This is a genomic window from Pseudomonas sp. SDI (genome assembly GCF_003105155.1).
Lineage (GTDB): Bacteria > Pseudomonadota > Gammaproteobacteria > Pseudomonadales > Pseudomonadaceae > Aquipseudomonas.
In genome coordinates this window covers 1-21,907 of the sequence record NZ_QETK01000002.1, presented here as the reverse complement: position 1 = coordinate 21,907, position 21,907 = coordinate 1, and the positions used below count along the sequence as shown (strand labels likewise).

Genomic DNA, 21,907 nt, shown 5'->3' with positions numbered 1-21,907 from the left:
TTGGTCGGGTAGGGGCGACAGCTCAGATATCCAGCACTTCCATTTCCCGCAGCACCTCGGCCACGGCGTTCACGGCAGCACGCATGCCGTCCGGGCCGACACAGCCGATGCAGCCGACGCGGAAGGTTTCGACCTGGGTCAACTTGCCTGGGTAAAGAATGAAGCCCTTGGCCTTGACCCGCTCGTAGAAGTCCTTGAACTGGTAGCGGCTGTCACGCGGGGCGTGGAAGGTCACGATGATCGGCGCCTGGATCGACGCCGGCAGAAAGCTGCGCAAGCCGAGTTCGGCCATGCCCTCGAGCAGCGCCTGGCAGTTGTCGGCGTAGCGCCGGTGACGGGCCGCCAGGCCACCTTCTTCACTGTATTGCCGCAGTGCTTCGTGCAGCGCTGCCACCACATGGGTGGGCGGGGTGAAGCGCCACTGGCCGGTCTTGAGCATGTAGCTGAACTGGTCGTGCAGATCCATTGCCAGCGAGTGCGAGTTACCCTCGGCAGCTGCCAGCGAAGCCTTGTTGGCGAACACGAAGCCCATCCCTGGTACGCCTTCCAGGCACTTGCCGGAAGCGGCGATCAGCGCATCGAACGGGACCTTCTCGGCATCGATCGGCAGTGCGCCGAACGAACTCATCGCATCGATAATCAGGCGTTTGCCATGGCCGGCCACCACCTGGGCGATCTCGGCCAGCGGGTTGAGAATACCGGTGCTGGTTTCGCAGTGAATCAGCGCCACGTGGCTGAACGACGGGTCGGCGCGCAGCAGGCGGCCGACGTCGGCAGCCGTGGTCGGCTCGTCTTCAGCGGTTTCGAAAGTGCCGTAGGCACGACCCAGGACCTTGCAGATCTTCGCCAGACGCTGGCCATAGGCGCCGTTGATCAGCACCAGGACCTTGCCGTCGCGCGGCACCAGGGTGCCGATAGCCGCTTCCACGGCGAAGGTGCCGCTGCCTTGCAGGGGCACGCAATGGTGATGGGTGTGGCCGTTGACGATGGTCAACAGCTGCTGGCACAGGCTGGCGGTGAGTTGGTTGAAGTTCTGGTCCCACGAACCCCAGTCGACCAGCATCGCCTGTCGCGTGCGCGCCGAAGTGGTCAGGGGGCCGGGGGTCAACAGGATTGGGGCGTTACTCATTCCGGTGGTCCTCACAAGCGGTCGGCTGAATCTAGGGCGCCTACGTTGCAATTCTGCGCGCCATCAATCAAATTGTTTGTTGTTATGCCAGCCATAAGTCAGGCCGATAGATATGAACCTGTTCCAACTGCGTGCCTTTGACGCGGTCGCCCGCGAAGGCAGCTTCACCCGCGCCGCCGCGCGACTGTTTATCAGCCAGCCGGCGGTAACCGGGCATATCAAGGCGCTTGAGGAGCACTACCAGATCACCTTGCTGCGGCGCACCGCGCGGCGGGTCGAGCTGACCGAGGAGGGCACCCGCCTGGCGGCGATTACCCGCGCCATGTTCGGCCTGGCCGAGGAGGCCCAGGCCATGCTTGAGGCTAACCGCCAGTTGCTCACCGGGCGCCTTGAAGTGGCCGCCGACGGCCCGCATCGGGTGATGCCGATGCTGGCCCAACTGCGCGCGCGCTACCCGGGCATTACCGTCAACCTGCGTCTGGGCAACGCCCAGGAAACCCTGGCCGCGCTGCTTTCCGAGCACGCCGATGTGGCCGTGCTCACCGAGGTCGAGCCCCGCAAGGGCCTGCACCTGCAAAGCCTCGGGCCGTCGCGTATCTGTGCCCTGCTGCCGGCCGGGCACCCGTGGGCGGTCGAGCGCCAAGAGCTGCCGCTGGCCGAGCTGCACAAGCAGATCATGGTGCTGCGCGAGCCCAGTTCGATCACCCGCCGTACCTTCGACCAGGCCTGCGCCGAGGCCCAGGTGCAGCCACGGGTGCTGCTGGAACTGGACAGCCGCGAGGCGGTCACCGAAGCCGTGGCCGCCGAACTGGGGATCGGCATCGTCGCCTCGGTGGAAATTGCCCACGACCCGCGGGTGGTGGCGCGGCCGATCAGCGGCAGCGGCCTGGTCAACCGGCACATGCTCGGTTGCCTGGAGCGGCGTCGTGAACTGCGCCTGATCCAGGCATTCCTCAGCCTGGCACCAACGCCATGAGCCAGGGCTGGATTTTTCCCGGCGCGCGCCTAAGATGGCCGTCCGAACACAACCCCGGGGCCGCTGCGTGCTGATGACCGAGAAAGACACCATCGCCATGTTGCTGGTGCGCGAAGCACTGCTGCAAAGCTGTGCCCCGGGGGTAGCGATCAGCGAAGTGCTGAGCCGAGTCGGTATCGACCCCGCGCAGCTCGACGACCCGCAGGCGCGGGTGCCGGCCAGCGCCTACGCACAGCTGTGGCGGTTGCTGGCGCGGCGCTGCAACGACGAATTTTTCTGCATGGACCCACGCGGCCTGCGCAGCGGTAGCCTGGCTTTCATCTGCCGCTCGTCGATGGCCCAGCCGAGCCTTGGCGCGGCGTTGGAGCTGGCGCTGGAATACCTGTCGCTGACCCTTGAGCACTTGCACCCAGTGCTGCTGCGCCAGCAGAGCCTGGCGGAAATCGTCATCGGCGAGCGCGAGGATGTGCCACGCCGGCCGTTCACCTACTTCACCTTCTGGATGATCGTGCATGGCGTGGCCTGCTGGCTGGCCGGGCGGCGTATTCCGATCCTGGCCATCGAGCTGCGCTGCGCCGAGCCGCAGTACTGCGACGATTATCGGGTGATGTTTTCCGAGAACCTGCAATTCAGTCGCCCGCGGACGCGCATGCTGTTCGCCGCCGACTGCCTCGACCTGCCGGTAAAACGCAGTGGCGAGGAACTGCAGCGGTTTCTCGCCGAAGCGCCGGCGAACATTCTGGTCAAGTACCGCGACCCGCTGAGTCTGGCGCGGCGCATCAAGCATGACCTGCGCAGCCTGCCGGCCGCTGCCTGGCCGGAAACCGACGCGCTGGCGCACAGCCTGTGTATTTCGCCGTCGACCCTGCGCCGCCGCCTGGCCGAAGAGGGCCACACCTATCAGGGCCTGAAGGACAGTGTGCGCAAGGAGCTGGCCATCGCCTGGCTGAGCGACGCCGCGGTGAGTTTTGCCGAGATCTCGGCGCGCCTGGGCTTTGCCGACACCAGTTCGTTCTACAAGGCGTTCCGCAAATGGGCCGGGTGCAACCCGGGGCATTACCGCAGCGTGGTGCTGGCGTCGGGGTAGGCCTGGGCGAGGTGGTCGGGCTTCCTGCTGATGGCCCGGCAGGCGAGTGCCTAGGGTGCAACCTTCGACCCTCCTAGGAAGCCTGCACCATGCCCAATGCTGATACCGTCCCTGAACCGCTACTCACCGATAGCGGGGCTATCGACGCCTTCCTTGGCGAGCAGATGCCCGAGTGGCTCAAGCGTGCTTCGGTGGCACAACTGGAAGCGCTGGCGCGTGCCCAGCGTGAACACCGCGAGCTGCATACCCGCAGCACCCGTCTGCTGCACGCCATTCAGCCGCTGGAGCCATTTGCCCGGCCCCTGCTCGAGCAGGCCTTGCAAGCCGAGCAGTTGGACATCGACGTGACCGCGGCGACCTGGCGCGAGGTCAGGCTGGAGGCGACGCCGGTACTGTTCCCGGTTCTCGAAACCTCACCGCCGACCCTGCGTCGCTACAACGAGGACAGCAACCTGTTGCAGCGCGCGCTACAGAACTTCACGGCGGCGCAGGGTGGCACCAGTGGCCATTTCGAGGGCACCGGCATTCATGCCCAGGGCACTCGAGTGGCTTTGTCCCCCGCGCGCTTTGCTGACTTGTGCCGCACGCTGGATCTGGGTGGGCGCTATCAGCGGCATCTGGACGAGGTACTGCACACGACCAGTAATGGTCAATCGCTGCTGTCGCTGCTGGCCGCCGAAAGCCTCACCGGCCTGGCACTTCAAACCCAACTGAGTTTTCTCAAGGGCCAGATCAACGACAAGGTCTACCGCCTGTTGTTGCTGGTCATTTCCGGCAATGCCGCGATTTATGATGGCTACCCGGTCGATGTCTGCGGTTTGCAGTTGCTGGATCAGCGGGTGCATGGCGCGTTGGTCTTCGAGGTGTTCGATGTACGGCCGGTGGCCCGCTACGAGGTTCGCGGCCTGGTGCTGTACCTGCCGGGTGATCTACGCAAACCCATTCGCGAATACGCTTCGTGGCACGCGCTGATGGCCGATCTGCTGGACAACCTGGCCTTGCCCGATTATCAGGCGGCCTTCCTTGGACGCTTTGCGCATGACGAGCGGGCGCTTGTTGCCCAGGCGCTGGCGCAGAAGGGGCCAATTGACCTGAAAGCACAATCGGTGCCGGTGGAAGGCAAGCTGTGGCCGGAACTGGCGCGGTTGCAGATTGCCCGAATCAAGGCCGACGCTGCGGCACTGGCGGTGCCGACGGCGATGGTGGATGCGGCGGTCTATCGCCGACGGATGCAGGCATACGCCAACGCTGGCCTGACCCTGGCCAGTGTGCTGGCTTCCTTTATCCCCGGCGTGGGGCAGGTGATGTTGGCAGGCATGCTTGTGCAGTTGCTCGACGACGTATACGAAGGCGCGAAAGACTGGGCGCAAGGGCACCGGGAGGAGGCGCTAGGGCATCTGTTCGGCGTGGCGCGCAACCTGGCTGCAACGGCAGTGCTGGCCGCCGGTAGTGTGGCCGTGGTCGAAGTGTTGAAACGCAGCCGGTTTGTCGATCGACTGGTGCCGATCTTCACAGCCAACGGTGAACCCCGGCTGTGGAGCCCGGACTTGCAGGCGTATCAGTCCGGCGAGGTGCCGCTGGCCGCCATCGAGGGTGACGACGGCCTGATTCGTCACGACGGACGGCTGTGGCTACGCCAGGACGGGCGCTGCTTCGAAGTCGAATGGTACGCCGACGCCGGGCATTGGCGTATCTGCCACCCACACCGGCCAGAGGCCTATAGGCCGCCGCTCGAACACAATGGCGAAGCGGCCTGGCGCTTGCCCGGCGAGCACCCGTTGCAGTGGCAGGGCATTGCTTCGATGGTACGCCGCTGTGGGCCGTGGAGCCGCGAGTTGTCCGATACGGACTGCGAGCAGGTGGCGCGTATTGCCGGGATCGAGGAGGACCAACTGCGTGGCCTGTTCGTGGAAAATCGTCGCTTGCCGGCCAGTTTGAGGGATGTACTGGAACAGCTTCAGCTCGACGCCCGGATCAGTCGCTTCCTGGCGCGGCTCAGGGTGGCACAGACGTCGGCCGGGCTGGACACCGAGTTGTATGGGCACAGTCGGGCGCTGCTGGACCTGGTTGAGGATGATGCGGCGGCGCTCGATCGACTGAAGGCACAGGCCGACGCCCTGGGTGGCCAACTGTTCGGGTATATGCTGAGGCTGCGTGAGCCGCAACCCAGTAGCACCGAGGAACTATTGACACGTTTTTTCCCGGGGCTGCCGACGGGTTACGCGCGAACCCTGGTCGAGCAGGCCGACACCGACCAGGTGCAGTTCATGGCGCAACACCAGCGACTGCCCCTGGCGTTGGCGGAGCGGGCCCGGGAGATGCTTCGCGAGATCCGTCTGACGCGGGCACTGTTAGGCTTGAAGCTGCGCAATGGCTTCTATGAAGACAGTGCCCGCCTGGCCTTGGCACTGTTGCGCAGAACGCCGGGGTGGCCGGCCGGCCTGAGCCTGGAGATTCGCGAGGGATCGCCGTTCGGCCGCTTGATCGAGCGGCAACTGGCCCTTTCGGACACCCGCGACGTGCGGGTCATAGTGCACCGGCAGGGGCGCTTCGAGGTGTACTCCGAGGACGGCTACGCGAGTGATGAAGAGGTGCCGGAACCCGCCGGGCTCTTCGAGGCGGTCTGGGCTTGTTTGAGCCCGCAGCAGCGCTCGGGGTTGGGCGTGGAAGGCGAACAGGGAGCCCCGCGCCTGCAGCAGGACCTGCTGGCGCAGGCACTGAGCGAGCGGGAGCGTTGCGGGCCGCTGTTCGGTCTGGCCCGTGCGAGGCCCTTGCTCAATCGCTGGCACCGTTTGCCAGATGGTCGCGTGGGTTATCCGCTCAGTGGCCGCGGGCCCGCAGGCCGAGAGTCGCTGACGGAAATCGTCAGGACACTCTTTCCCTGCTTCGATGAGGGCCGTATCAACGCCTTTCTGGCCGATTTGCGGGCAACCCATTCCAACGTCATGCGTGCCTTGCTCGATTACCGGCTCCAGTGGCACCGGCTTGAAATGCACCTGGTCTGTTGGGAGATGGGCGCGAGCCCAACACCGGTTCGTATAAGGCGCCGCTTCGCCGAAGCACTGCGCCAGTGTTGGCGACGAGAAGGTGAGCAAATTGTCGCCCGCTCAGGGGTGTTGCTGGGCAATAGCCTTCACCTGGTCAACGTGCCATTGGCCGATTTCCCGGCATTACCGGAGAATGTCAATTTTGATCATGTGGTCAACATAAACCTCTCCGGCACGCCCATAGGCATGAGCGTAAACCCGTTTTTGCGATCGTTCTCCAGAGTGCGTTGGCTAGACCTCGGTCATTGTCGGTTGACCGACATTCCGCCTGCGGTTAGCCGTATGCACGGGCTGAGAGATTTGTATTTGGATAACAATCAGATTCAGCTGAGTGCGGCTGGCACACAGCATTTGTTGTCGTTGTCGCAGCTGGAAATACTCGACCTGAGCCTGAACCCGGTAGGGGCTCATTTGAATTTGGCTGGCTTGACCAGTTTGCGGGGCCTTTTCCTGCGCAATACCCAGTTGGCGGAGCTGCCGCCAGGCCTGCTGGATCTTCCGCGCCTGGAGATGGTCGACCTGCGCGAGAACCAAATCACCGAACTCCCGGAGCGCTTTTTTGCGGCGCCGAACGAGCGTATGGCCATTAGCCTGCACGGCAATCCGCTGACGCCCGCCACCCTTACGCGTCTGCAAAACCTGCATCGTGCGCTGGCCGAGGCGCGGCTACATGTTTCCTTGGATGAGGCGCGGCAGCTGTGGCTCGAGGGCATGGAGGCGCCCCTGCAAGCGACGCGCGTCCCGCTCTGGTCGCAGTTGCAGGAACAAGGTGGAGGGGACTTTTTGCGTTTGCTTGCCGATCTGACCGAAACTGCAGAGTTCCACAGTGCGCGGGTCGATCTGACGGCACGGGTCTGGCAGATGGTCGAAGCTGTCCATGAGAACACTCAGTTGCGCCAGGAGCTGTTCGACCTGGTGGCCCACCCGACCACCTGTGTCGACAGTGTGATATCGACCTTCAGTACCCTGGAGGTGCGCTTACAGCTTTATCAGGCATTGGCCCGCGCGTCCGGCGAGGATGCCCAGCGGGTGTTGCTGGATTTCTCCCGGCAACTGTTCCGCCTGGAGCAGGTCGAGCAACTGGCCCGCACAGAAATCGCTCGTCGTCGGGTGTTCGGGCTCGACGTCGATGAGGTCGAAGTGAGCCTGGCCTATCGCATTGGCCTGGCGCGTGAGCTGCACTTGCCCGGCCAGCCTGGCCACATGCAGTTTGGCGCCCTTGCCGAGGTTTCCGCGCAACAGTTGCGGGACGCGGCCCGCAGCGTCCAGGCAGCGGAAGCCAGCGAGCAACTGGAGCAGTTCGTCAGTGACCGGTACTTCTGGCGCGATCATTTGCGCGAGGTGCACGCCGCGCGTTTTGAAAGCGTCGAAGCGCAGTTCTGGCAACGCCTGGAGCAACTGGAAGGACAACAGGCCGAATTGCCCGAGGGCGACTACCTGCAGCAGATGAATCAGCTGAGTAGCGAACGTGATGCAACGCTGGACGCTCTGGCCCTGACCCTGACCCGGGAGGCCCTGCGCGCCCACGCAACATCACGCTGAGCCCGATCCGACCTTCGATGCGACCCGCGCCGAGGCCTTCCTCGCCGGGCTACGGGCCGGCGAAGGCGGGGTGTTCGAGGGGGGGGTGGCGTATCAGCGGCAACGCCGCAGCCTGGGCCAGGCTTTGAGCCGCTGGCTCAAGGGTTCGGGCGCCACCTCGGCGCCGGTTTGCCGATTGCCTGCGGCGGTGCTGGCGGCGTGACGGCGAACCCCCGCCAGCTGTTCCGCCTTGAGCAGGTCGAGCAGCAGGCGGCGGCGCCTATCTGGAGGAAATGAGCCAACTGACCGTGAGCCGCGAGATGGCCCTCGATGCGTTGGCCCTGCGGCTCACCGAAGAAGCCTAGCGGCGGGAGGCGTCAGCGGCGTCGGGACTGCTCCTGACTGGCGAAACCAGTCATCCAGATTGACAGCTTTGACCATTGTCGCGCTGGGTAACTGGCGCGACTATCGTCAGACCATTCGTTTATTCCAACTATAAGAAACGAGGAGTCTGGCGATGCGCGAGTACAGCGCTGCGGCGAGCAGCTTCAATTACCAGCAGACGGCTGCGGCCGCGCTGGCCGGCAGTCTTGAGGCACTCAACGCCTGCGTCGAATGTTGCGACCGGCACACCGGCAGCGAACGTATTGCCTTGCGCTGGGAAGGCCGCGACGGTAGCAGTGCCCAGTATACGTTCGAGCAGTTGCAGGCGTGCGCCGCGCGCTTTGCCAACGTGCTCAAGGATCAGGGCGTGGGTGCCGGCGACCGCGTCGCCGGGTTGCTGCCGCGCACCGTCGAACTGCTGATTACCGTACTCGCCAGCTGGCGTTTGGGCGCCGTCTACCAACCGCTGTTCACCGCGTTCGGGCCGACCGCCATCGAGCACCGCCTGCACGGCTCGCAGGCCAAAGTGGTGGTCACCGACAGCGGCAACCGGCACAAGCTCGACGATGTCGAGGGCTGCCCGGCTATCATTACCGTCGGCGCCGATGCGGCGAGTAGCGACCTCGACTTCCACCGCGCGCTGAACGCCGCCGCGCCTACCTGCGCGCCGGTCCTGCTGCCTGGCGACGCGCCGTTCCTGCTGATGTTCACCTCCGGCACCACTGGCGCGGCCAAGCCGCTGGCCGTGCCGCTGCGCGCCATCGTCGCGTTCCAGGGCTACATGCGCGAAGCCATCGACCTGCGCCCGGACGACAACTTCTGGAACCTTGCCGATCCCGGCTGGGCTTATGGCCTGTACTACGCGGTCACCGGCCCGTTGGCGCTGGGCCACGCCACCACGTTCTTCGATGGCCCGTTCAGTGTCGAAAGCACCTGCCGGGTGATCAACAAATACGCCATCAGCAACCTGGCCGGCTCGCCGACCGCCTATCGCATGCTGATCGCCGCCGGCGCCGAGTTTGCCGCGCCGATCAAAGGCCGCCTGCGCGCCGTGAGCAGCGCCGGCGAGCCACTCAACCCGGAAGTGATCCGCTGGTTCGCCGAACAGCTTGAGGTGACCATCCACGACCATTATGGCCAGACCGAACTGGGCATGGTGCTGTGCAACCACCACGGTCTGAGCCACCCGGTGCACCTGGGCTCGGCCGGCTTCGCCATTCCCGGCCATCGCATCGTCGTGCTCGACGAGCAGCAGCGCGAGCTGCCAGCCGGCCAGCCGGGCATCCTGGCGGTCGACCGGGCGCAGTCGCCGCTGTGCTGGTTCGAGGGCTACCACGGCCTGCCGACCAAGGCCTTTGTCGGCCAGTACTACCTGAGCGGCGATACCGTCGAGCTGAATGCCGACGGCAGCATCAGCTTCGTCGGCCGCAGCGATGACGTGATTACCACCTCCGGCTACCGAGTCGGTCCGTTCGACGTGGAAAGCGCGCTGATCGAGCACCCGGCGGTGATCGAGGCGGCGGTAATCGGCAAGCCCGACCCGGAGCGCACCGAACTGATCAAGGCCTTCGTCGTGCTCGGCACTGGCTACAGCCCGAGTGCCGAGCTGGCCGAAGCCTTGCGCCAGCACGTGCGCCAGCGCCTGTACGCGCATGCCTACCCGCGTGAAATCGAATTCGTCGGCGAACTGCCGAAAACCCCGAGCGGCAAACTGCAGCGCTTCATCCTGCGCAACCAGGAAATTGCCAAACAACACGAAACCGCGCCGGCTCACAAGGCCAGCGCCTGAGGATTTACCCATGCAGATCGCCAACCACAACTTTATCGTCAGCGGCGCCGCCTCCGGGCTCGGTGCCACCACCGCGCAAATGCTCGTCGAGGCCGGGGCCCGCGTCATGCTGGTCGACCTGAATGCCGACGCCGTTGCCGCCAAGGCCGCCGAACTGGGTGTCAATGCCCGTTTCGCGGTCGCCGACATCAGCCAGGAAGCCGCCGCCAAGGCCGCGGTGGACGCCGCCGTGAGCGCTTTCGGCAGCCTGCACGGGCTGATCAACTGCGCCGGCATCGTCGGTGCCGAAAAGGTCCTGGGGAAACACGGCCCGCATGGTCTGGACAGCTTCAGCCGGGTGATCAACGTCAACCTGGTCGGTAGCTTCAACCTGCTGCGCCTGGCCGCTGCGGCCATGGCCGAGGGCGAAGCGAGCGCCGAAGGCGAGCGTGGGGTGATCATCAATACGGCGTCGATTGCCGCCTACGACGGGCAGATCGGCCAGGCCGCCTATGCTGCGTCCAAGGGCGCGATCGCCAGCCTGACCCTGCCGGCAGCGCGCGAGCTGGCGCGCTTTGGCATCCGCGTGATGACCATTGCCCCGGGCATTTTCGAAACGCCGATGATGGCCGGCATGACCCAGGAAGTACGTGACTCGCTGGCCGCCGGCGTACCGTTCCCGCCGCGCCTTGGTCGCCCGCAGGAATACGCCGCACTGGCCCGTCACATCATCGAGAACAGCATGCTCAACGGCGAGGTGATCCGCCTCGACGGTGCCTTGCGCATGGCTGCCAAATAATTCGGAGGAACCCCGTATGACCCTCGCCAATGATCCAATCGTAATCGTCAGTGCCGTGCGCACGCCCATGGGCGGCCTGCAGGGCGAGCTGAAAAGCCTCACCGCGCCGCAACTCGGCGCCGCCGCGATCAAGGCCGCCGTCGAGCGCGCCGGCGTCGCTACCGACAGCGTCGACCAGGTGCTGTTCGGCTGCGTGCTGCCGGCCGGCCTTGGCCAGGCCCCGGCGCGTCAGGCGGCGCTGGGTGCCGGGCTGAGCAAGGGCACCACCTGCACCACCCTGAACAAGATGTGCGGTTCGGGCATGCAGGCGGCCATCATGGCCCACGACCTGCTGCTGGCCGGCAGCGCCGAGGTGGTGGTGGCCGGTGGCATGGAAAGCATGTCCAACGCGCCGTACCTGCTCGACAAGGCGCGCAGCGGCTATCGCATGGGCCACGGCAAGATCATCGACCACATGTTCTTCGACGGCCTGGAAGACGCCTACGACAAGGGCCGGCTGATGGGCACCTTTGCCGAGGACTGCGCCGAAGCCAACGGCTTCAGCCGCCAGGCCCAGGACGATTTCGCCATCGCCTCGCTGACCCGTGCCCAGCAGGCGATCAAGGACGGCAGCTTTGCCGCCGAGATCGTCCCGGTGACGGTCACCGTGGGCAAGGAGCAGCAACTGATCAGCGATGACGAGCAACCGCCGAAGGCCCGGCTGGACAAGATCCCGCAACTGAAGCCGGCCTTCCGCGACGGCGGTACGGTGACGGCGGCGAACTCCAGTTCGATCTCCGACGGCGCTGCGGCACTGTTGCTGATGCGCCGCTCCGAAGCGGAAAAACGTGGCCTCAAGCCACTGGCGTTGATCCATGGCCATGCGGCCTTCGCCGACACCCCGGCGCTGTTCCCGACGGCACCGATCGGCGCCATCGACAGGTTGCTCAAACGCACCGGCTGGAGCCTGGGCGAAGTCGACCTGTTCGAAATCAACGAAGCCTTCGCGGTAGTGACCCTGGCCGCCATGAAGCACCTGGACCTGCCGCACGCCAAGGTCAACGTGCACGGCGGTGCCTGCGCCCTCGGCCACCCGATTGGCGCCTCGGGGGCGCGGATCCTGGTCACGCTGCTCTCGGCATTGCGCCAGAAGGGCCTGAAACGCGGGGTTGCCGCCATCTGCATCGGCGGCGGCGAAGCCACGGCGATGGCCGTCGAGTGTCTGTACTGAGGTGCCCCATGCTAGTCAATGACGAACAACAGCAAATCGCCGACGCCGCCCAGCAGTTCGCCCAGGAGCGCCTGCGTCCCTTCGCCGAACAGTGGAGCCGCGAGCACCGCTTCCCCAGCGAAGCGATCGCCGAAATGGCCGCCCTGGGCTTCTTCGGCATGCTCGTGCCGGAGGAGTGGGGCGGTTGCAACACCGGCTACCTGGCCTACGCCATGGCCCTGGAAGAAGTGGCCGCCGGCGACGGCGCCTGTTCGACCATCATGAGCGTGCACAACTCGGTCGGCTGTGTACCGATCCTCACGTTCGGCAGTGCGTTGCAAAAGGCCAAGTTCCTCACCCCGTTGGCCAGTGGCGAGATGATCGGCGCGTTTGCCCTGACCGAGCCGCAGGCCGGTTCCGACGCCAGCAGCCTGAAAACCCGCGCGCGCCTGGACGGCGACCATTACGTGCTCAATGGCTGCAAGCAGTTCATCACCTCCGGGCAGAACGCCGGGGTAGTGATCGTCTTTGCGGTTACCGACCCGGCGGCCGGCAAGCGTGGCATCAGTGCCTTTATCGTGCCGACCGATTCGCCGGGCTATCAGGTGGCACGGGTCGAAGACAAGCTTGGCCAGCACGCCTCGGACACCTGCCAGATCGTCTTCGAGAACGTCCGTGTGCCGCTGGAAAACCGCCTGGGCGAGGAGGGCGAGGGCTACAAGATCGCCCTGGCCAACCTCGAAGGCGGCCGGATCGGCATCGCTGCACAGGCGGTGGGCATGGCTCGCGCCGCCTTCGAGGTGGCCCGCGACTACGCCCGCGAGCGCGAAAGCTTCGGCAAGCCGCTGATCGAGCACCAGGCCGTGGCCTTCCGCCTGGCCGACATGGCCACCCGCATCGCCGTGGCCCGGCAGATGGTGCATCATGCCGCGGCTCTGCGCGACGCCGGGCGTCCGGCGTTGGTGGAGGCTTCGATGGCCAAGCTGTTCGCCTCGGAAATGGCCGAAAAGGTCTGCTCCGACGCCTTGCAGACCCTCGGCGGTTATGGCTATCTGAGCGACTTCCCGCTGGAGCGGATTTACCGCGACGTGCGGGTTTGCCAGATCTACGAAGGTACTAGCGATATTCAGCGCATGGTTATTGCGCGCAATCTTTGAAGGGAGCAGTTTGCATGGCATTCGAAACCATCCTGTTGGACATCAAGGGCAAGGTCGGCCTGATCACCTTGAACCGGCCACAGGCGCTGAACGCGCTGAACGCGCAGATCGTCAGCGAGATCAACCAGGCGCTCGACCAGCTCGAAGCCGACCGCAACATTGGCTGTATCGTCCTGACCGGTTCGCAGAAGGCCTTTGCCGCTGGCGCCGACATCAAGGAAATGGCCGAGCTGACCTATCCGCAGATCTACCTCGACGACCTGTTCAGCGACAGCGACCGCATCGCCAACCGGCGCAAGCCGATCATTGCCGCGGTTGCCGGGTTTGCCCTGGGCGGCGGCTGTGAGCTGGCGCTGATGTGCGACTTCATCCTCGCCGCCGACAACGCCAAGTTCGGTCAGCCGGAGATCAACCTCGGCGTGCTGCCGGGCATGGGCGGCACCCAGCGGCTGACCCGTGCGGTGGGTAAGGCCAAGGCCATGGAGCTGTGCCTGAGCGGGCGGTTCATGGATGCCGAGGAAGCCGAGCGGGCCGGCGTGGTGGCGCGCATCGTGCCCAAGGAAGAACTGCTTGAGGAAGCGCTGAGGGTCGCTGCGGTAATTGCCAGCAAATCCATTCCTGTGAGCATGATGGTCAAGGAAACTGTCAACCGCGCCTTCGAAGTCAGCCTGTCCGAAGGCGTGCGCTTCGAGCGCCGGGTATTCCATGCGGCCTTCGCCACCGAAGACCAGAAGGAAGGCATGGCCGCGTTCATTGCCAAGCGCGAAGCGCAGTTCAAGGACGCCTGACCCCCGCTGTAGGCCCGCCCGCTGTTCCGCCTGGAACAGCGCGGGCTGACAGAGCAATGTCTACCACCTGCCTGGCACGGTGGGGGCGGTAAATGCCGCCTCCCCACGTTGCTAGAAAGGTGTCGCATGACCTCAACTACTTCGCTGTTCGGCCAGGTGGCCACTGGCGCTTCGCTGTGCGGGCCGATTGCCCGGCAACTCACCGGGCGCGCGTCGCTGCACGATGTGGCCCGGCAGATGCTGGATCAGCTATGGCGCGAGCGGGCGCTGAGCGGCCCGCCAGTGGTCGAGCTGTTTCTGGCCCGACGCGAACCGGGCAGCGATGCCTACCAGTTTCAGCCGCTGGTCGAGGTGCTGATCGCTCGTTACTGCCAGGGCCAGACGCTCAACCTCAGCCCCGGCCTGCACCGGCTCACGCTGCAGCACGAGGGCGCCGACCCCGCGGCGGCGGCAGTGGACATGGCGGCGGTCGAGGCGTTGCTCAACGACTGCGCACCGTTTCTGATCGAGGAATACAAGCACGCCCTGGGGCACTACTGGAATGCCCGGACAAGCAACGGGCAGAGCCGCTGGCACTGGCTGATCGAGCATCTGCGGGGGCAGCTCAGCATAGCCTGTGAACTGGAGTTGCAGGCCAAGCACCTGAGCGGCAAGGAAGCTGCTACGGCCCTCGCCATCCAGGCGTTTCCGGAAGCGGCACAGCGGCGCCAGCTGACCAACCTGAAGGAAACCCAGGTGGCCCTGTTTGCCGTCGACCCGCCGCTGGACCAGGGGCTGGACCCGGAACTGGCCAGCGCCCTGCTGATTGCCCGCGACAGCGCCAACAGCCCGGCCATCGTGCTGGTTTTCACGCTGGCCGGTGGCTTGTACCGCTTCGACAGCCGCGAGCAGTTTGTCGCTTCCCTGGCCAACAGCCTGACCGGTGGCGTCGACTTTGGCCTGGGCCTGTTCACCACCGACGAATCAGTGTTCATGGCCCAGGCGGCGCTGTTGCTGGAGCAACAGCTCAAGCTGATCGACGCCTGGGCCAAGGCCGCGAGCCGCCAGCCGCACCCCGAGCATTGGTTACCGCGCCGGCTTGAAGAGGCAACTTCGCTGGTCAGCATCTGCTCGGCCAGCGAGCGGGAGAAGCGCCTGCAATACCGGGCGCTGTTACCCGACTGGCTGCGCCGGGCCAGTTCCACCGAGGCACGGCTGTATGTGGATGGCCTGCTGGCACTGGCGACTGTGCAGCGCAGTAGCGCCGGACAGTCGTTTCTCGCTGGCCTGGCGAACATCCTCGACTACACCCGCGACGCCTTGCGCGCGGCGATCGTTGCCGATCAGGCATTGAGCGATTTCGCTGTCGAGGATATCGAGATCATCAACCACCGGGTCACCGCAGCGGCCGCTGGCATCGGCGGCGAGCTGAACGTACAGGGCACGATTACCCCGGTGCATTTCAGCCTGGTGCAGTTCGCGTTGGAAAACCTTGCCGCGCTCAGGCCTGGCCATGTCGAAATCCGCTCGCGCAGTGGTGCGCCGATCCCGGCCTGGCTGAACCTGGACTATCTCAAGGGCCTGGTGGCACGGCTGAATATTGGCCAGGTCTACCCGGACCTGCTGCAGTCGAAACTACTCGACCAGCCGCAGGAAGCGGCGCGTCGGCAGCAGCTGTTCAGCGAGCAGTTGCGTGTGCAACTGCCGTTGCTGGCACTGGAAAAATCCTTGCGTCGTGAGAACGGCTTCAGTGCCGAGGGGTATGCGCTGGTCAACGCGCTGTTACAGGGCAAACCGGCCCATCGCGCCAACTGCCGGCCGCTGGCCTTTATCCGCGCGCCGGGCGCCGCCGCCGACACGGCGCTCAACGCCTACCTGATCGTCGACCGCAGCGACGCCTCGGGCCGTTGCGTGCTGTATCGACCGTCGCGCCGTGAGCCGCTGCACGAATTTGCTTCGCCGCAGGCGTTCTTCGAAAAGCTTTGCGAGCCAGGCGCCCTGCAGGACGACATCCTGGCCCGTCTCGACGAATCGGCCAGGCCGGTGTTCGCCAACGGCGGCTTCGATCAGCCGCATAGTGTGCGTTTTTTGCCCGGCGACGAATTTGCCCCGCTGTCGGTGCCGGCGCCGGCCCGGCTCAGTGAGGCGGTGTTGGAGGGCGATGTGCTGGCGCATGTCTATCGCAGTAGTGCCCGCGAGCTGGTGAACGAGGCGCGGCGCCTGTCGGTGAGCAATCAGGAAAACCGCTGGATCGCCCTGGAGGCGTTTGGCTGGTTGATGTTCAACACCTTCCTGCCATTGCTCAGTGGGCCGCTGGCAGTGTCGGCGTGGATGCTGCAGTTCTTCCATAGCCTGCAACAGAGCGTGGCGGTCGAGGCTGGCAAGCGCGACAGCGAGCAGTTGGTTGATCTGTTGCTCAACCTGGCGTTGATCCTGTTTTCCTTCAAGGTCGACAACCCGGGTGTGCGGATTGCCCCGGAGCCATTCGCGCCGCTGCCGCGCGAGCCGGCGGTAGCCCGCGTGCTGCCGGCGCAGCGCGAGGTGGCCGTGACCTCGCCTTCCGGGGCGGCGCTGGGGCAGTTGGAGTTTGGCTGGGCGCTGCCGTCGGCGCGGTTGTCCGCCGAGCGGCGGGCGGCGCTGCAGGCGATGCGCAGCCTGCAGCCCGTGGCAGCGTTGGGGCGGGCCATACCGCATGGACCTTTGCAGGGCCTGTTCATTCACGGCGAGCGCTTGTGGGCGCAGGTCGAGGGGGCACTCTATGAAGTGTGCATCGTCGACGACGGACTGCGTATTACCGATGCCGACGGCGCGCTCGGACCGTGGTTGCAGCGGCAGACGGATGGGCACTGGACGCTGGACCTGGGCTTGCGGCTCAAGGGCGGCATGCCGTTGGGGCGGCGCATCGAGCGGCTGCGCGAAAGCAATCGGCAACAGGTGCAGGCACTGGAACAGGCCCTGGAAGACGATCTGCCGCGCAGGTTGCAATGCACGTTGGACCTCAAGCAGGACCTGGACAGCGTGGTTGCTGCCGGTGACAGCCCGACGACCGAATTGCTCGAACGCTATCACGCGCATTTGCGCGAGCACCTGGATGGATTGGGGGAGGCGCACCGAAAATACAAGGCACTGAACCAGCTCAAATCGCAAGCGAATTACCGCCAGGTGCATGCGCACTATCTGTACGACCGCGGCTCGGTGTGGTTGCAGCTGTTGTTCGTGGTGCGCTCGCTGTTCACGCAAGAGCGTGCCAGGCTATTACGGATGCGCTGGCTCAATGGCGAGGATCAGTTGCCGAAACTGGTGAAGCAGCGCCAGTCGGCGCAGTACCAGGCGCTGATCGCCGGCTTCGAAAAGAGCCAGGCGCAGGTCGAGGAAATCGTCGCCGCCTACGACGCGCTGGCCGCGCTCAAGGCCGAGTTGGCCGACGCCTTGCCAACGGGGCCGGGCCTGCTCAAGCGGCTGCAAGCGATGATCGGCCGCGAGCTGCCGCTCAAGGCCTGGCGATCCTGCCAGATCGGGCTGTTGACCTCGGTGATCGTCAACAAGGCGCAGAGTACGGTGGGCGCGTTGTTCCTGGTCGATACGGTGAAAAGCGCACGGATCGGCCTGCAGATGGAGCAGGAGCTGGAGGCCGCTGACGCGCAGTTCACTTACCCGGAGCGCTTGCAGCTGCTCGACAGCACCCTGCGGCATTACGCCAGCGCCATCGACGGCGCACGCAATTACCGCGCTGGCATGAGCCTGGCCGGGGTTCAGGGGCTACTCGACAAGGTGGAGGAACTGCTCCTGTCGATTCAGACCGGCGCCGAACGCGCGTTGGCCGACCTGATCCGCAACGCACCCAGCAAGCCGGAAACGGCGCCGAGCGCGGCCAGCAGCTCGCGGATGCTGATCCGTACGCGTCATCGCGGCATGCTGGTCGGCCAGCGCCGCAGCCCTAGCGGCAGCCAGCAGGACGTGGTGGTGATCATCGACCCGATCGAGCAGCAAGAGTTGGGGCGTTACGAACCGAGCGCCGAGGCCGGGGTGTGGCAGCCAGTCGAGCCCGCAAGGCCACACCCGACGGCCAGCGCCGCTACCCTGGCGCCGCTGGTGGAGCGGGCCACGCCGTTGCTGGCCGAGGCCGAACTGCAGATGCAGCGCGCCCGGGTGCAGGCCCGAATGGCGAGCATCCCCGTGGAGATGGAAGAGATTCTGCGTTTTCAGTCGCGCCCGCTGGACGACCTGAGTGCGCAGATCGAAAGTGCCCTGACCGCCGGCAACAATACCGACCTGCCGGTGGGGGGCGCCGACGCGGTGCGGGTCGCCAGGGCCCTGAGCGACAAGGCCATGGCCATGCGCCAGGAGGGGCAGCGTTTACGGGTGTCGATCATCAAGTCGCAGCCGCCGACGGCGCACCGTATCAGCTACCTCAAGGGGCTGGGCGAAGTGACCATCGCCGCGCTGGAGAAACGCAAGCCGACCCGTCGACGAAAGGGCCGGGCAGCTGACTTCCTCGATGAGTATGTGATCCGCGACAGCGCCAACAAGCCGTTGTGGTACGCGCATTTTCACTACTCCAGCGTGGAGGCTGCCGACCTCGATTTCAGCGCAGCCCATCTGAAAACCGTCGAGCAGCGTTTCGATGCCGGGCAATACCAGGCCAGCAGCGAACAGGACGATCGCAAGGTTATCCAGGTGTACCGCAGCCGCATCGATCGGGCGATGGCGACTGCCTTGTTCCTGCCCGCCTGAGGCCGTGATGGTTGCCGCCGGGCGGCCCGGCGGCGTCTGCTGATACGCAGTAATCCCGGCAACCTGAATCTGTAACCCAGTACACCCGAACGCCATAGTAGCGGCCTTCCTGATGAGGTCCGACCATGTATCACTATGACGAGTACGACCGTGCGCTGGTGTTCGAGCGCGTGGCGCAGTTCCGCGACCAGGTGGAACGCTTTCAGGCGGGGGCACTGAGCGAGGAGGAGTTTCTGCCGTTGCGGCTGCAGAACGGCCTGTACATGCAAAAGCATGCCTACATGCTGCGGGTAGCGATTCCCTACGGCACCATCGGTGCGCGGCAGATGCGCACGCTGGCGCAGATCGCCCGCGACTACGACCGTGGTTATGGGCACTTCACCACGCGGCAGAACATTCAGTTCAACTGGATCGAACTGGAGCAGGTACCGGAGATTCTCCAACGGCTGGCCGAGGTCGACATGCACGCGATCCAGACCTCCGGCAACTGCGTGCGCAACATCACCACCGAGGCCTTTGCCGGGGTGGCCGCCGACGAGCTGATCGACCCGCGGCCATTGGCGGAAATCCTCCGGCAGTGGTCGACGATCAACCCGGAATTCCTGTTCTTGCCGCGCAAGTTCAAGATTGCCATCTGCTCGGCCCGCGAGGACCGCGCGGCAATCATGATGCATGACATCGGCCTGTACCTGTACCGCGATGCTGGCGGCCAGATGTGCCTGCGGGTGATGGTGGGCGGTGGCCTGGGACGCACGCCGATTCTTGCTCAACTGATCCGCGAGGGTTTGCCGTGGCAGCATTTGCTGTCGTATGTCGAGGCGATCCTGCGGGTGTACAACCGGCATGGTCGGCGCGACAACAAGTACAAGGCGCGGATCAAGATCCTGGTCAAGGCGCTGGGCATTGAAGCCTTTGCCCGCGAAGTGGAGCAGGAGTGGCAGCACATCAAGGACGGCCCGGCGCAGCTTACCGAGGACGAATTCCGCCGGGTGGCCGAGGGCTTCGAGCCACCGGCGTATCTGGCCCCGCCCGACGACGAACTGGAGTACGGCACGCACCTGGCCATGGACAGCGCGTTTGCCCGCTGGGCCTCGCGCAACGTGCACCCGCACAAGGTGCCGGGGTATGCCAGTGCCGTGCTCTCGACCAAACCGGGGCCGGCGGCGCCCCCCGGCGACCTGACCGCCGAGCAGATGGCGGCGCTGGCCGATTGGTCGGAGCAGTTCGGTTTTGGCGAGATCCGCATTGCCCACGAGCAGAACCTGATTCTCCCCGACGTACGCAAGCGCGACCTGCATGCGTTGTGGCGCCTGGCCTGCGAGCAGGGCCTGGGCACGCCGAACATCGGCTTGCTGACCGACATCATTGCCTGCCCAGGTGGCGATTTCTGTGCGTTGGCCAATGCCAAGTCGATTCCGATTGCCCAGGCCATCCAGAAGCGCTTCGAAGACCTTGATTTCCTCCATGACCTCGGTGAGCTGAGCCTGAACATCTCCGGCTGCATCAACGCCTGTGGCCATCATCACATCGGCAACATCGGCATTCTCGGCGTGGATAAGAACGGCAGCGAGTGGTACCAGGTGACCCTCGGCGGTGCACAGGGCAAGCACAGCGCGCTGGGCAAGGTCATCGGTCCGTCGTTCAGTGCCGACGAGATTCCGCGGGTGATCGAGCAGATCGTCGCTACCTACTGTGCCTATCGCGAGCAGGATGAGCCGTTCGTACAGACCGTGCAGCGGGTTGGCCTGGAGCCGTTCAAGGAGCGGGTTTACGCGCGTACCCCGGAGGTGGCGGCATGCGAAATGTGATCGGGCTGTATGAGGGCCGTGCGCAGTGGGTGGAGAGCGATGCTTGGCAACTGGTGCGCGAGTGTTGCGAGGACCAGCCAGCGCAGTCGCAGATCCTGCCGCTGGCGCGCTGGCTGGCGCAGCCCAGCGGCTACAACGGCGTGTGGTTGGGGCCGGACGACGATGTCGAGGCGTTGCAGCTGTGGCTGGGTGTGCTGCCGTTGATTGCCATCGACTTTCCGAGTTTTCGCGACGGGCGTGGTTACAGCCAGGCGTATCTGTTGCGTACGCGGCTGGGCTGGCACGGCGAATTGCGCGCGATTGGCGATGTGCTGCGGGATCAGTTGAGCCATATGCGTCAGTGTGGTTTCGACAGTTTTGCCGTGCGCGAGGACAAATGTGTCGCTGATGCCTTGAAGGGGTTGGGCGGCGTGAGCGTGCAGTATGGGCGCTCGGTGATCGAGCCGCGGCCGCTGTTCCGGCGCCGCTGAAAAGCGCTAGAGTAGGGCCTTTGCTCAACTGCAGCGTGCGTGCCGATAACTGATCTTTCTGCTTTCCCGATTTCCCGCAAATGGCCGGCCCGACACCCTGAGCGCTTGCAGCTGTATTCGCTGCCGTCGCCGAACGGGGTGAAGGTGTCGATCATGCTGGAGGAGATCGGTTTGCCGTATGACGTGCACAGGATCGACTTCGCCACGCAATCAACAAGAACAAGGAAGCGTTATGACGACTGAAGCCCTTTCCCTGCAAGACCGTGCGGCGCCGGATGGCGTTTGTTATGGCTGCGGGACGCAGCACCCGAGCGGGCTGCACCTGAAAAGCCACTGGGACGAGGACGGGGTCCACCTGGTGTGTCGACACTCGCCGGATGCCGGGTTTATCGGCTGGCCCGGGTTGGTGTACGGCGGGTTGCTGGCGATGCTGGTGGACTGTCATTCGAACTGGGCGGCGATGGCCTATCACTATCGGGCTGAAGGGCGGGAGCCTGGCAGCCTGCCGCGGATCGACTGTGTGACCGGGCAGTTGAGCCTGACCTACCTGAAGCCGACGCCGATGGGAGTGGAACTGGTGCTCAAGGCACGGGTCGAGGGCGAGGTGGGACGCAAGAGCCGGGTGATCTGCGAGGTATGGGCGGGGGATGTGCTGACGGTGATGGCGGATTCGCTGTTTGTTCGGGTGGATACCGAGCGGTTGAAGCAGCAGGCGCATAACCAAGGGTGACAGTCGGGTACTGCCGAGCAAGCCATCCCACATTTGACATCCAAGCCCCTGCTGTATAGCCTCAGCCAACCAAAACCTACCGATTGGTAGGTTTTTAATTGTACAGCAGGCCCCACCCCAATGCCCCCCGAACAATCCCCCCCCCCCCCCCCCCCCCAATACCCACCTCCCCCGCCCCCTTCCGTCCCCCCGGCCCCCCCGCCCCCCCCACCTCCCCCCGCACCCCTCCCCCCCACTCCCCCGCCTCTCACCCCCCCCCCCCTCGGGCGCAGCCCCCCCCCACCCTCTTCCCTCCCGCTCCCTCGTCCTGCCCCGCCCCCTCCCGCCCCGGGCCGCCCGCC

General features: G+C 65.2%; 13 protein-coding genes and 1 pseudogene. 13 read left to right on the top strand and 1 reads right to left on the bottom strand.

The features are described from left to right. Positions 1–22: 22 nt before the first annotated feature. The gene (locus DCO48_RS01550; protein ID WP_116548874.1) at positions 23–1,129 is read right to left on the bottom strand and encodes a 2-aminoethylphosphonate--pyruvate transaminase; all 1,107 of its coding nucleotides are present in this window, start codon (positions 1,127–1,129) and stop codon (positions 23–25) included. A 112-nt stretch (positions 1,130–1,241) separates the two neighbouring features. Between DCO48_RS01550 and DCO48_RS01545 the strand changes: the two genes are divergently transcribed. The 13 genes and pseudogenes from DCO48_RS01545 to DCO48_RS01485 all read left to right on the top strand — a co-directional run bounded on the left by DCO48_RS01545 (position 1,242) and on the right by DCO48_RS01485 (position 21,566). After that, complete coding sequence (locus DCO48_RS01545) at positions 1,242–2,105, top strand: LysR substrate-binding domain-containing protein (RefSeq protein WP_116548873.1); 864 nt, start codon at positions 1,242–1,244, stop codon at positions 2,103–2,105. Between the two features lie 73 nt (positions 2,106–2,178). Further along, on the top strand, positions 2,179–3,192 hold the full coding sequence (locus DCO48_RS01540) for an AraC family transcriptional regulator (protein ID WP_116548872.1): 1,014 nt from the start codon (positions 2,179–2,181) through the stop codon (positions 3,190–3,192). An 89-nt stretch (positions 3,193–3,281) separates the two neighbouring features. Further along, positions 3,282–7,781 (top strand): NEL-type E3 ubiquitin ligase domain-containing protein, encoded by a 4,500-nt coding sequence (locus DCO48_RS01535; RefSeq protein ID WP_116548871.1) that lies wholly within the window; start codon positions 3,282–3,284, stop codon positions 7,779–7,781. Positions 7,782–8,277: 496 nt separating this feature from the next. After that, positions 8,278–9,933 (top strand): AMP-binding protein, encoded by a 1,656-nt coding sequence (locus tag DCO48_RS01530; RefSeq protein ID WP_116548870.1) that lies wholly within the window; start codon positions 8,278–8,280, stop codon positions 9,931–9,933. A 10-nt stretch (positions 9,934–9,943) separates the two neighbouring features. After that, positions 9,944–10,711, top strand: a complete 768-nt coding sequence (locus DCO48_RS01525; RefSeq protein WP_116548869.1) for an SDR family NAD(P)-dependent oxidoreductase — start codon at positions 9,944–9,946, stop codon at positions 10,709–10,711. A gap of 16 nt (positions 10,712–10,727) precedes the next feature. Beyond that, positions 10,728–11,921 carry an acetyl-CoA C-acyltransferase gene (locus tag DCO48_RS01520; RefSeq protein ID WP_116548868.1) on the top strand — a complete coding sequence of 398 codons (1,194 nt, stop codon included), beginning with the start codon at positions 10,728–10,730 and terminating at the stop codon, positions 11,919–11,921. Positions 11,922–11,929: 8 nt separating this feature from the next. After that, on the top strand, positions 11,930–13,057 hold the full coding sequence (locus DCO48_RS01515; RefSeq protein ID WP_116548867.1) for an acyl-CoA dehydrogenase: 1,128 nt from the start codon (positions 11,930–11,932) through the stop codon (positions 13,055–13,057). Positions 13,058–13,071: 14 nt separating this feature from the next. Continuing rightward, entirely contained in the window at positions 13,072–13,845 is a 774-nt protein-coding gene (locus DCO48_RS01510; RefSeq protein ID WP_116548866.1) for an enoyl-CoA hydratase, read from the top strand. A gap of 126 nt (positions 13,846–13,971) precedes the next feature. Continuing rightward, complete coding sequence (locus tag DCO48_RS01505; protein WP_116548865.1) at positions 13,972–18,558, top strand: dermonecrotic toxin domain-containing protein; 4,587 nt, start codon at positions 13,972–13,974, stop codon at positions 18,556–18,558. Between the two features lie 125 nt (positions 18,559–18,683). Then, complete coding sequence (locus tag DCO48_RS01500) at positions 18,684–20,366, top strand: nitrite/sulfite reductase (RefSeq protein WP_116548864.1); 1,683 nt, start codon at positions 18,684–18,686, stop codon at positions 20,364–20,366. Further along, entirely contained in the window at positions 20,354–20,836 is a 483-nt protein-coding gene (locus tag DCO48_RS01495) for a DUF934 domain-containing protein (RefSeq protein ID WP_116548863.1), read from the top strand. The genes DCO48_RS01500 and DCO48_RS01495 overlap by 13 nt, the downstream gene beginning before the upstream one ends. Positions 20,837–20,881: 45 nt before the next feature. Beyond that, positions 20,882–21,043, top strand: a pseudogene (locus DCO48_RS23115) (glutathione S-transferase); the annotation flags it as partial. Positions 21,044–21,068: 25 nt separating this feature from the next. Then, entirely contained in the window at positions 21,069–21,566 is a 498-nt protein-coding gene (locus DCO48_RS01485) for a PaaI family thioesterase (RefSeq protein WP_116548862.1), read from the top strand. Positions 21,567–21,907 lie beyond the last annotated feature (341 nt).

Excerpts from the sequence above, each read along its gene's own strand:
- DCO48_RS01540 (WP_116548872.1), top strand. The coding sequence starts at position 2,179 with ATGACCGAGAAAGACACCATCGCCATGTTGCTGGTGCGCGAAGCACTG.
- DCO48_RS01515 (WP_116548867.1), top strand. The coding sequence starts at position 11,930 with ATGCTAGTCAATGACGAACAACAGCAAATCGCCGACGCCGCCCAGCAG.
- DCO48_RS01485 (WP_116548862.1), top strand. The coding sequence starts at position 21,069 with ATGACGACTGAAGCCCTTTCCCTGCAAGACCGTGCGGCGCCGGATGGC.
- DCO48_RS01530 (WP_116548870.1), top strand. The coding sequence starts at position 8,278 with ATGCGCGAGTACAGCGCTGCGGCGAGCAGCTTCAATTACCAGCAGACG.
- DCO48_RS01495 (WP_116548863.1), top strand. The coding sequence starts at position 20,354 with ATGCGAAATGTGATCGGGCTGTATGAGGGCCGTGCGCAGTGGGTGGAG.
- DCO48_RS01500 (WP_116548864.1), top strand. The coding sequence starts at position 18,684 with ATGTATCACTATGACGAGTACGACCGTGCGCTGGTGTTCGAGCGCGTG.
- DCO48_RS01545 (WP_116548873.1), top strand. The coding sequence starts at position 1,242 with ATGAACCTGTTCCAACTGCGTGCCTTTGACGCGGTCGCCCGCGAAGGC.
- DCO48_RS01520 (WP_116548868.1), top strand. The coding sequence starts at position 10,728 with ATGACCCTCGCCAATGATCCAATCGTAATCGTCAGTGCCGTGCGCACG.
- DCO48_RS01505 (WP_116548865.1), top strand. The coding sequence starts at position 13,972 with ATGACCTCAACTACTTCGCTGTTCGGCCAGGTGGCCACTGGCGCTTCG.
- DCO48_RS01535 (WP_116548871.1), top strand. The coding sequence starts at position 3,282 with ATGCCCAATGCTGATACCGTCCCTGAACCGCTACTCACCGATAGCGGG.
- DCO48_RS01510 (WP_116548866.1), top strand. The coding sequence starts at position 13,072 with ATGGCATTCGAAACCATCCTGTTGGACATCAAGGGCAAGGTCGGCCTG.
- DCO48_RS01525 (WP_116548869.1), top strand. The coding sequence starts at position 9,944 with ATGCAGATCGCCAACCACAACTTTATCGTCAGCGGCGCCGCCTCCGGG.
- DCO48_RS01550 (WP_116548874.1), bottom strand. The coding sequence starts at position 1,129 with ATGAGTAACGCCCCAATCCTGTTGACCCCCGGCCCCCTGACCACTTCG.